The following is a 12,647-nucleotide window of genomic DNA, read 5'->3' as shown; positions in this document are numbered from 1 at the left end:
AAAGGGAAACAACAGCATTTCCCTTCTCGACATCCCTTGCCGCCCCTACGAAATTGCTCTGAAAAGCGAGCAAGCCTCATGCTTATTCGAAAATAGCTAACGCTTTAGAAAGGCCATCCATGGCCAACTAAAGCTAGCCTGACGTCCTGTCAGGCTTACGCAATTTTCTTCAACGCATTTCAGCAATTTCAATGGGGACATGTTTGACCGGCAGGTTCATTTGTTTAGTTAAAGCCTAAATAGAGTTTTTTAAAACTGTGAATGTTCAATTTGAATTGAGGTAAGCAAGAAAATTGCGTGAGTCTAGCCATGGCCTTTCTCGCACATCCATGTGCTTCAAGGCATTTAGTGCATCCTGCACTTAAGATTCCAGCTTGCTTTCGAGGAAAAGGGACGCCCCATTGAAAGCGTTAGTTATTTTTGAAGCTTACCGAAACAGCCTACAGACAAAGTTTAACGCTATGAATAACTCCATTGGAAGTTTCGCTTTTTAAACTAAATTGGAGTGGGTGTTCCAAGAGGGAATTGTTGTTACTTACTTTCGTCGGATTTGGGTGGAAAACCCACGATGTCAATCCAAGCAGAGTTTGGAAATAAACTAAGCCTCCAATATCAATACTCATTGAGCATTTTATGATACTCGTTTATTCAACGTCACTCTGATAGAGTACTTATAAATCATTATGTTACTTCTGTTTTCAAAATATTTATAAAACATGTGTGTTTTGCTAAAGATATGCACGCTATACAAAGTTACACATAGCAAGAGTAGATAGAACCCTGAAGGTGATGAAACAACAAGGTGCTGAAAATATCGTGATAATTGTTCCATCACCAAAAGTGTCAGCTTCAAAGTTTGTCTAAGGTGAACAAGTAGCTGCTGCCGTACAACCTTTCCACTGCGTTAAGTTTTAATCCCAATTTGACTTAAAGTGAGGCCATTAGTGAAACCAAAAGATATCGGCAAAGCCTATGATCAAATTACTCATCTTTGGGCTAATGAAACGTTTAATATGGCTAATGGTATTGAACAGCACAAGAAAGCCATCAGCTTTATTCAAAAGCGAGGAAACGCTTTAGACATTGGCTGCGGTTGTACTGGGCGTTTTACTGAGTTGCTAAAAAATGAAGGCTTCACAGCTTCTGGGTTAGATGTTTCAACTGAAATGCTTAATATTGCGCGTGAAAAACAACCTGATATAGACTTTATGCAGGCTGATATTTGTGAGTGTGAGTTACCAGAGAAGTACGATTTTATCACTGCATGGGACAGCATTTGGCATATCCCATTAACTGAACAACGTAACGTACTCACTAAAATAGTAAAGATGCTCAATATTGGTGGTGTATTTATATTTTCGTTTGGTGGTGTAGAAAAAGAAGGTTGTCATACTGATAACAATATGGGGCCTACAGTCTATTATTCGTCTCTTGGTACTAATGGTTTTTTATCATTATTGATTGAACTTGGTTGCACGATTAAACATGTAGAGTTTGACCAATACCCTGAAGTTCATACGTATCTTATTGTAGAAAAAACCTAAGTATAAGCTATAGCACCATTGTTATTAGTGAGGGAAAAGTTAGCTTTATTTTGTTCTCATATGGATGACCCATGTTCTAATGAATCATGCTCTAATGAATCATGCCCAATATAGACACCTGAAAGTCACTTTCATATGGTGAACACAGCTTATTATTCCGTTTAACATGAATCACCACACAACAATATTTGCTTGCTATTTTAGCGTTTAAACTCACTATCTAATAAAAGCCTTTCAAACCTAATAACAACCTCTTAGAATGGTTTTTATCATCAGTTGCCGAGTCAGTAATGCTTAGATTAATTCAATCGAATCAGATGGAAGTTTTGTCTGAACAGCTTTCCAAGATGTTAGCCATTCCTCTTGATAATGCTAACTTACTGGCCAACGAGCATGTGTTAGTTCAAAGCCCAGGGATGTCGACTTGGCTGCGCTTAGAAGTGGCAAAATACAATGGTATCGCTGCAGCCCTTTCGTTCCCTTTACCGTCCAGTTTTACTTGGCAGTTATGCCATGAACTCTTACCTAACGTCCCTAAAGACAATGCTTTTACCAAAGCGGCAATGACGTGGAAGTTAATGGATTTATTGCCAAGATTATTAACTGATGAAGATTTTGCACCACTACAAGCTTACCTAACACCCGAAGTCACAAACACAGCTTCAAATGTAAGTGATATTAAAAGTGCTGATTTAAGCTCTAACACAAATGAATCCATCCCTAGCAGCAACAGTTTGACTAGACTTGCTAATCAACATCAACAGCATTTTGATGCGATGAAGCTGTATCAACTTTGTGGCCGCATTGCCGATATTTTTGACCAATACTTAGTTTATCGTCCGAGCTGGATTTTAGGTTGGGAAAGTAACGAGCTGCCAATCAAGCTTGAACAAAATCAGCTATGGCAGCCCAAATTATGGCGTGCGCTAATCGAATATAACCAAGTTGAAATTAACGGCAGTCATTATCACCGCGCCAACTTGCATCAAGAATTAATTAATGCGCTCAAACAGCCGCAAACCGTTATCAGCTCTTTGCCTGAACGCTTATTCGTTTTTGGCATTTCATCAATGCCGCCACAAACTCTTGAGGTGCTTTATCACCTTGCTGAGCGCATTGAAGTCATTATGTTTTCCCTTAGCCCCTGTCAGCATTACTGGGGCGATATTGTTGACCCTAAAGCGCGAGCGCGAATGGCGCTGCAATATGCCGATAAAAAGCAACTCGGTGAGTCATGGGAAGATAAGCTCGAAGTCGGTAACCCGATTTTAGCCAATAACGGTAAAATGGGCCGCGAGCTGTTAGATTTAATGCTCGAGTTACCCGCTGAACATACTGACTTTAGTTACGATTACTACATCGAACCTGAACAATCCGCCGATGAGCTAAACCTGTTGCAAGGATTACAATTTGATATCTTGCAAATGGAAACGTTAGGTCAACCATTAGGGCCTGATGCCCACTTTTATCAAAATACTCAAGCAAGAAGAAGTTTACTGCCAACCGATGATTCAATCACTTTACGCAGCTGTCATAGCCCGCTGCGCGAAATTGAAACCTTACACGATCACTTATTAGCATTGCTGTCCAATGATCAGCAATCAGCGGGCCTGCTACCTAAAGATATCGTAGTAATGATGCCTGATGTCGCCGCATATGCACCGTATATTGATGCGGTATTTGGCACCAGCAACAGCCAGTCACACCAGCATCAAGGTAATTATTATATCCCTTACGCCATTGCTGATAGAGGCGCTGCGCAAGAGTCGCCACTCATCAACAGTTTCTTAAATTTATTGGATATAAATCAAAGCCGTTTTGGTTTAACTGATATTTTAAGCATTCTTGAAGTCCCTGCTATTTTACGCAAATTCCAGTTAGATGATGATGGCCTTCAGCTTATTAGGCGCTGGTTAGATGATGCCAATGTTCGTTGGGGGCGAGATGAACACACCCGATTGCAACAAGGTGTGCCTGGGTTTAAGCAAAACTCATGGGCATTTGGGATCAGTCGCCTTATTCAAGGATATGCTTTTAATGATGAATCTTCGATTTATCATGACACCCTGCTCGTCAAAGGCGTTGAAGGACAATCGGCGCAAACATTAGGTCACTTGCTCAACTTTTTAGAGTCCATTGATGACTATCAGCAGCAACTTGCTAGCACTTGCCCAACGCTTGAGCGCATCGAACAGTTATATCAATTATTAGAGGTATTTTTTGAAGCTGACGATGATGAGCGTGAACAAGTGCAAACCATCCGTGAAGCGTTAACAGCGTTAAAAGAGGAGCTTGAAGGTGCGGGGCATCAAGGTGAACTCGACATTGAAGTGCTTAAGCAATGGTTTAATCAACGCTTAAATGAATCTCGCGTGGGTCAGCGCTACCTTGCTGGTAGTGTTAACTTTTGTACTCTGATGCCAATGCGCTCTATTCCCTTTAAAGTCGTTTGCTTACTGGGGATGAATGATGGCGTTTACCCACGAGTTCAACACCCTGTAGGGTTTGATTTAATGGCACACAATGGTGCCATTAAAGGCGACCGTTCAAGACGGTTAGATGACCGTTACTTATTTTTAGAAGCCCTGCTTTCTGCAAGGCAACAATTATACATCAGCTATATCGGTCATTCTGAACGTGATAATGCTGAGCGCATTCCATCGATGTTAGTCTCTGAGCTGATTGAGTATTATCAACTGTGTTATTTTGCCGACTATTGCTTTAATAGCTGTAATATAAGCAATAGCGATTTAAACAAAAACACAACACGCGAAAACATATCCAATGAAGCTGCAGACCAAGCCATTATTGATCATTTAATTATCCGGCAACCGCTGCAACCATTCGATGTGAAACTATTTCAGTCCGAGGTATCTCACTCAGCGTCGCAGCAACAATCTGTTTTACAACAGAGCTTTAGCCACCAATGGTGTCCGCCTAAGTTTAATGACCCGCTAACAGCACAATGGCAGTCCACATTTATTAACGCATCGCAGCCTATTGCTATAGATTTACAATCAGAGTTAACTGATGCAGCAAAAGATCATCAACATACTCTTGAGTTATCAGCATTACTGCGATTCTTTAGAAGCCCAGCGCAATTCTTTTTAAACCGAAGCCTAAAAGTGGATTTTAATCTGCGTATTCAAGCTGATGATAATGATGAACCTTTTGGCTTAGATTCACTTGAGCGTTATAAACTGCAATCAGCCTTATTAGATAGCGCTATTTCAAACCAACTTGAGCATGCTGATATGGAGTTTGTTGCCAAACTAAAAGTCAGCGGCTCACTCCCCATGAAGCCATTTGATGATTTACTCCTCAACCAATATCAAAAAGATATTGCACCTCTTATTGGCAGAGTATTGTATTTAACTGGAGAAGCGCAAAAGACTTCCGAACTAGATGTTGATCTTAGGTTTGATGACATCTGTTTTAGTAGCAGCAATTTTAACAACAGTACTCTTAATAGCAGCATTACTCGACAAACCATTGCTGTCAATTTGGTTGGTCGCATTGATGACATTTACGCGAAAGGCCAAGTCAATTATCGCCCAGGTACAGCCCATGGCCGAGACTTTTTACGCGTCTATTTACGCCATTTATGCTTAAACGCATCAGGAGTAGAGAAAAACAGTTACCTGCTGGATATCGGTCATTTTCATGCTTTCACAGCGATAAAACCAGAGGCAGCGCAGCAATTACTGCAACAATTTGTTCAGGGCTATTTTAATGGTCAAGCGCAGCCATTGTGCTTTATGCCGCGCACCGCACTCGCCTATGTTGAAGCTGAAGGTTCATATTCAGAAAAACTCCATGAAGCGCAAAGCCAGTGGCTTGACGAGCAGACAGAGTTTGGTGAAGGAAACGAACCGCATAACAAACGCTTATTTAATTTCCCGAATGACTTTACGGAACAAGGATTTGGTGACACAGCCATGCAATTACTTAAGCCAATGCTGAGCGTATATCACAAAGGCACCTTGGCTGATTTAGACGAGTACATCAATGAAACAACATCGGTGAATAATATCGATGCTATCAGTACAGAGGGGCAAGCATAATGACCAAGGTCACTACACTCAACCCCCTCACCTTACCATTCACTGGCAGCAGCTTAATTGAAGCCAGTGCCGGTACAGGTAAAACCTATACCATTTCGGGTTTATATTTACGTCTATTACTGGGTGGTAAAGACGGAGAAATCGAAAGAGCGCCATTAACCTGCGAGCAAATCTTAGTGGTGACCTTTACCAATGCCGCCACAGAAGAGCTGCGCGATAGGATCAGAAAACGTATCCAGGTTGCGTTTAAGTGTTTTATTGGGCTTGATACTGATGATGAATTTGTCTCTCAGCTTTACCAGCAAATACCAGAGTCAGAACGCTCAATAGCCCTAAGACGATTAGATTTAGCATTAAAATCATTAGATGAAGCCGCTATTTTCACCATTCATGGTTTTTGTCAGCGGATATTATCTGACATGGCATTCGAGTCATCATTGCTATTTGAATCAGAATTTACTCTCGATGACAGCGAGTTTTTACACCATGCAGTAAGAGATTTTTGGCGTGAAACCTGTTATCCATTGCCAGCGGTCTTAGCCCAAGTCATCGCCAATGAGTTTGGTAGCCCTGATGAGTTAGCTAAACAATTAAGGCAGCTATTAGGCGCAACTCAGGCTAAAACACCGTTTATTGCTAAAGACTTTAATCAACTGACTGACGAACTCACCCAAAGCTTGTCACGCTTTAAAATGCGCTGGGCAGCAGACAGTGAAGCAGAATTAACGCTGCTGCACAGTTTGCCGCTAAATGGCGCCCGCTTTGGCAAAAAAGCTGATGAATACCCGAAGCTTGCGGCTATGTTTGATAATTTGACGAACTGGGTTAGCTCAGGTACTGGGTTACCGCCAGTAAAAACACTTGAAATGCTGGCGTTATCAGGGTTAAAACTGAATAAAGGTGGCACAGTTCCTACGCCACAAGAAGCGCCTCTATTGGATCACATTGAGCGCTTATTTGATCTCATTAGCCAAATAAAACCGGCATTCTTGGTGCGCGCAAAAGACGGGATTAAACTGCGATTCGCGCTGCAAAAAGCTCAACGTAATTTAATGACCCCAGATGACTTGCTGATCACTTTAGCGGGCGCGCTAAACTCAACTGATACTGATACTGATGCTGATGCTAGCCAATCACAAGAGCAGTTAATTTCAAAACAGCTCGCTAATGCGATTGCTGCGCGTTTTCCTGTTGCGTTAATCGATGAATTCCAAGATACCGATCCACTACAGTTCGCTATTTTCTCGGCAATTTATCAACAACAAGCACAGTTGGATAAACTCAGCTTATTAATGATTGGCGATCCTAAACAAGCAATTTATGCCTTTCGCGGCGCCGATATTCACACTTATATTCAGGCCCGAAAACAAACCAAGGCGCACTATAACCTCGAAACAAACTACCGCTCATCGACTGCGTTAGTGAATGGGGTAAACCAATTATTTAGCCAACACGATGACCCATTTATCAGTGATGCGATCCCTTATGACGTGGTCAATACGCCTAAAAGCGCTGATAGTAAAATCCTCAATGAAGCCACAGAAAATAGCGCAGCCTTACGAATAAAGTTACTGGCAGAAGATGACTCTGGCCTCAACAAAGCCACAGGCCGTAAGATATTGGCTGCCGATGCCGCCAGTGAGATCAAACGTCTATTAACTGAGTCGCAAAATGGCCAGTGCTACATGGCAAGTAAATCAAACACTCAAACGGGTAAGCCACTCATCGCCAAAGACATCGCCATTTTGGTTCGTGACCGTAATGAAGCTGCGGTAATGAAACAAGCCTTGAGCGAGCGACAAATTGGCGCAGTATTTTTGAGCCGAGACAGTGTATTTAAAACCCAAGAAGCGTTTGAAATTGCGATCATTTTACGTGCCTTAGCCAATCCTAAAGATGAACGTTGTTTACGCTCCGCTATGGCTACAGAACTTATGGGCTATAGCGCACAGCAAATCCATCAGTTCAATCAAGATGAGGAGCAGCGCCAAGACTTATTAGATAAATTTGCTCAGTGGCACCAACTGTGGAATCGCCATGGCATTATGCCGTCGCTACTATCTCTTACCAGTGAAACAGAATTGATTAAGCGATTTTTAGCTAAAGGCGATCTCAGTACATCGACGTCAAAACTAACATCAGCTTCAACAGATGAGACAAGTGCCACCGAGAGCGGAGAGCGCCGGTTAACCGATTTCCGTCATTTATCTGAATTATTGCAGCAAAAAGCCACTGAACTCGATGGCAGCAGTGCATTAATTAATTGGTTTGAGCAACAGCTTATTGATGGCCAAGGTAGTGATGAGCAGCAACTTAGGCTTGAAAGCGAACAAAACCTTGTGCAAATCGTCACGATTCATAAGAGTAAAGGCCTTGAATACCCTGTGTGTTTTGTGCCTTTCATTAGTTTAGCCCGTGACAATCGCCGCAAGCCGACGCCAATGTTGTATCACCAAAATGATGAACTCATATGGGATGTTGAAGCCAGTAAAGAAGGTTGGGAGCAATATAAACAGGAAAATCTTGCTGAAGATTTACGCCTTTTATATGTGGCACTCACCCGCCCTGTTTATGTGTGTTACCTATATATTGCCAACCATAGTCGTATGCTAAAAGCGGGCATCAGCAGTCAGTTATTTGAAACCGCTATCGGTTATTTACTGGGTATTACCACTAAAGAGTGCGATTTTGAGCAGCTTAAATTGGCTGCAACAAAGCTTACTAACGATAAACACGGTCATCCTGTCGATGCGATTAGCATCAGTGAAATCGATGCGATTGATGATTCAGCATTATTGAGCGTAGAAAACAACGACCAGGAACCACTACCAAAAACCTTAAGCCGTGATTACCAAACACCATGGCGAGTAGGCAGTTACTCAGGGCTTGTGAAACATTTAGCCCATGAAAAAGTCGCTCCTGGCGCCGATGACGAAGATTTCAGCCAAGAAATCCAAGCGCAATTTGAACCCAGCAGTGATATCAACCCCTTTGATACTGAAGCCGCTGAAAACGCAATTAACCGTTTCACTTTCGAGCGTGGCGCCAATGCCGGTAGCTTTATGCATTTAGTGTTGGAGTTATTTGATTTCACTGAGGCAGATAGCGAATTGCCTGAAGCGTTAGCCAAAGCGATGGACCAATATGGTTTTGACAAAGAAGTTTGGACCGAGACATTAATCCACTGGTACCAACAAATTTTGCACACACCGCTATTAACCGGTTATCAGCAGTGCGACCAGCAATTACTTAATTCAAGCGGCATACCGTTAACCTTGAGTGAATTAACGGAAAAACAAAAGCTGGTGGAGATGGAGTTTTATCTTCCCATTAGCCAATTAAAATCTGAGCAATTGAATCAATTACTCAGTCAATACGGCTATGATGCTGGGCTAGAGTTTGATGAATTACAGGGTATGCTGAAGGGATTTATCGATTTAACCTTTGAATTTAAGGGCCAATTTTATATTGCCGATTATAAGTCTAACCATTTAGGTGATGACTATTCAGATTACAACATTGAAGCCATGGGCAATGCCATTAGCAGTCACCGTTATAACCTGCAATATATCTTGTATACCCTAGCGCTGCATCGATACTTGTCTCTACGTATGCCACATTACCAATACCAACAACATATTGGTGGCAGCTTTTACTTGTTCTTGCGTGGTATGAGCCCGCAAACACCACAATCTGGGGTATTTTTCGACAAACCGCCGCAAGCATTAATTGAGCAATTGGATATATTATTTAGTCAATCGAATGAGGCATCAGCAGCAGTGAGTCGCACGCCTTTGAATAATACGACAGTGGAGTCAACATCATGAGTCAATTACTCCAGCTGCAAGCGCCCATTCATCAGCTACTAAAGCATTGGCAGCAACAAGGGCTTATTACCCCACTTGATCGCCATTTCGCTTTAGAAATGGCCAAGATACAGTCCAGTAAAAGTGATGAGTTTTTATTGTTCATCTGCACCCTACTAAGTCAGCAGTTATCCAGTCAGCACAGCTGTTTGGTCATCAGTGGGATAGATTTAGCTAATCCGTTTTGTGAACAACAAGCCCTATGTAAGCTCAATGTCGATCACCAGCAGTTAACTGACTCAATTACCGAACTAGATTGTGTGGGAGAGCCTAGTGAAAATACTCCGATGATTTTCGAACATGGCCGTTTATACCTAAACAAGTATTATCATTTCGAAACCGAAGTGGCGAGTCGCTTAAATCAGATGGCGAATATTGACTTAACTGTCGATACCAATCTGTTACCCGCTTACCTTAACGACTTATTTGATGAGGCTAAGCCAGCGTCAGCACAAACCATTAATTGGCAAAAAGTGGCTACTGCAACGGCATTAACCAAAGCCCTAGCAGTGATTACCGGTGGCCCCGGTACTGGTAAAACGACCACAGTCACTAAACTATTATTATTGCTACTCACCCAGTCTGAGCTCAGCATAAAGTTAGTCGCCCCAACCGGCAAAGCGGCAGCGCGATTAAGTGAGTCAATCAAAGCCTCTAAAGCCCGTTTGTTTACCCAAGTGAGTCAAACAGGTAAACCAGAACTTCTCAAGGCGCTCAAAAATATCCCTGAAGAAGCTGCGACTTTACACCGATTACTTGGGGTTATTCCAAACTCCCATGCTTTTCGCCATAACAAAGACAACCCGTTACGATTAGATTTATTGGTGGTCGATGAAGCCTCAATGGTCGATTTACCCATGATGCATAAACTGCTCAATGCCTTACCCAGTCAAACAAGGTTGATATTGTTAGGCGATCAAGACCAACTCGCTTCAGTTGAAGCTGGCGCAGTCTTAGCTGATATCTGCTCTGGGCTTGCAAATACGGACTCATCGTCTGTGCAGCCGTGGAAAATGCGCTATTCCGCTAAACAAGCTGATTTACTTGAACAACTCACAAGTGAAGCCACCAGCGAGTTTATTCATCAATCGCCCATGATTGGTGACAACCTGTGTATGTTAATGCACAGTCACCGCTTTAAAGGTGATGCAGGGATTGGCTTATTAGCTAGTGCAGTAAACTATGTCGATATTCAAGGAGTCCGCCGAGAATGGCAGCATGGCCATCAAGAACTTACTTGGATTGAGCATCAAGCTGAAGGTCAAAGCTTGCCGTTAATGCAACTTTCGGTGGCAGCTTACAGTGAATATCTGCAGATGATCCTCGATAATCAGCATGTTTATGAACAAGCTAAACAGCTCAATGGTGAACAAGGTCATGAGCTAGGTTCCGTACAAGACAGTGATTACAATTCCCAGCGTCATCAGGCTGCAGATATTATCGAAAGCTTTAACAAATTCCGGATTTTGTGCGCCATGCGATCAGGTGAATTTGGCGTTGATGGTATTAACCTCGCCATCACCAATGTGCTTAAGCAAAATCATTGGATTAAGCCTAACCAGGAGTTTTATCTTGGCCGTCCAATCATTATCCAAAGTAACGATTACAACTTAGGTTTATTTAATGGCGATATTGGTTTGATTTTGCAGGACGAACAAAAACCTGAACGGCTCATGGCTTATTTTGTCAAAGCAGATGGTAGCTTATTGAAAGTACAACCCGCACGATTACCCCATCACGACAGTTGTTTTGCGATGACCGTACATAAAAGCCAAGGCAGTGAATTTGAACAAGTGGCGTTTGTGCTGCCACAAAAGCCCAGTAATGCGCAATGGCAACTGCTGACTAAAGAGCTGGTGTATACAGCAATTACCCGAGCTAAAGAACACTTTATCTGCTTAGGATCGCCTTATGTATTTGAACGCGCCTGTAAACAAGTGACCTCACGAGCATCAGGCTTGGCGCTGAGGTTATGGGGCAAATCATAAGCAGAATTACCCAGTTTTAAGAATATAATCGAAACTTAAGATATCAGTTTAGGATGTAAGATTTAGTACTGAGAAATAAATCCTAAGCTATTCAGCTAAGGCCGCTGTTAGCGGCTTTACTTTTTACTCTGACTCTTCCCCTGCACTACCATTAACATCCCCGTCAACACCACAATCGATGCAATCATTAAACGGCTAGTTAGGGTTTCAGCAACAAATATCACCCCACCAAAAGCGGCAATAACGGGTACAGAAAGTTGCACGACGGCAGCTTTAGTGGCGCTAAGTCCATTAAGCGCGACATACCAAATACTGTGACCCATTGCAGAGGTCACGCTGCCCGCGATAATCGCTAGCCATACACCTTTGTCACTTAATTCAAGCTGCCCTAAACTAACTAGAAATAATACCAGAACTAAAGGTATAGACCTGACGAAATTAGCACAAGTATCGCGTAGCGGCTGAGTTGTTTGTTTACCTTTTAGGGTATAAACACCCCAAGCAATACCTGAAATGGTCATAAATAATAAACCATCCATCGAAGGTGAGTTGATATCGGGAACAACTAAATACACAAACCCTACAAATGCCGTAATAACCCCAAGCCATTCAATCAGCTTGAGCCGCGCCCCCTTAATGATTGCAAGCAGGATCATGGTTAATTGCACTGCGGCAAACAAAATCAATGCGCCTGTGGCGGTATCAAGTAGTGTGTAGGCATATGAAAAGCTGGCAGCGTAAACAAACAGCATCACACCACCTAACCAACTCCCAGCTGATTGATGTTGCTTTAGCATTAACTGTTGCTGCTTAATTAAAGATTGTTGATTATTCTTGCCCGTAAGTTGAGCATCTGGATATCGAGGTTTTGTTAAAACCCCATTGATTTTTAAAATCAGTAATAAGGTTAACGCTCCGGATAATAAACGTATAACCGTAAAGCTCACCCAGTCAATGCTACCATCGCCCAGTGCTAAACGGCACAAAACAGAGTTCGCCGCAAAAGCTATCAATGCCAATATTGTCATCGATAAGGTTTTTACATTGGATTGTTGGATAAGGTAAACCTTCTAAGTGTTAATGGATGATTGTTATGACTGATTGCAATAGCTCGCTGCACTTACTTAGATGCAATGGCTGAGTGAAAGCTCGACTTATATTAAACAAGATAACTTGAATCCCCCC

General features: G+C 42.3%; 5 protein-coding genes. 4 read left to right on the top strand and 1 reads right to left on the bottom strand.

What is annotated here, in order from left to right:
• The first annotated feature begins 944 nt into the window (after positions 1-944).
• The 4 genes from AB4153_RS06580 to recD all read left to right on the top strand — a co-directional run bounded on the left by AB4153_RS06580 (position 945) and on the right by recD (position 11,462).
• Complete coding sequence (locus AB4153_RS06580) at positions 945-1,544, top strand: class I SAM-dependent methyltransferase (RefSeq protein WP_371996785.1); 600 nt, start codon at positions 945-947, stop codon at positions 1,542-1,544.
• A gap of 290 nt (positions 1,545-1,834) precedes the next feature.
• A complete protein-coding gene (gene recC / locus AB4153_RS06575; RefSeq protein ID WP_371996784.1) occupies positions 1,835-5,608 on the top strand; it encodes an exodeoxyribonuclease V subunit gamma in 3,774 nt (1,257 codons plus the stop codon).
• A complete protein-coding gene (recB, locus tag AB4153_RS06570; protein ID WP_371996782.1) occupies positions 5,608-9,435 on the top strand; it encodes an exodeoxyribonuclease V subunit beta in 3,828 nt (1,275 codons plus the stop codon). The genes recC and recB overlap by 1 nt, the downstream gene beginning before the upstream one ends.
• Positions 9,432-11,462, top strand: a complete 2,031-nt coding sequence (gene recD, locus AB4153_RS06565; RefSeq protein ID WP_371996781.1) for an exodeoxyribonuclease V subunit alpha — start codon at positions 9,432-9,434, stop codon at positions 11,460-11,462. Before recB ends, recD begins: the two co-directional genes overlap by 4 nt.
• 116 nt (positions 11,463-11,578) lie before the next feature.
• On the opposite strand, the gene AB4153_RS06560 is transcribed toward recD, so the two are convergent.
• Entirely contained in the window at positions 11,579-12,490 is a 912-nt protein-coding gene (locus AB4153_RS06560; RefSeq protein ID WP_371996779.1) for a DMT family transporter, read from the bottom strand.
• Positions 12,491-12,647: the final 157 nt, after the last annotated feature.

It is taken from the genome of Shewanella sp. 10N.286.52.E4, assembly GCF_041468785.1.
Taxonomy (GTDB): domain Bacteria; phylum Pseudomonadota; class Gammaproteobacteria; order Enterobacterales; family Shewanellaceae; genus Shewanella; species Shewanella electrodiphila.
Note: the sequence above shows the minus strand (reverse complement) of the source record. Positions and strands in the feature narration are given on the sequence as shown.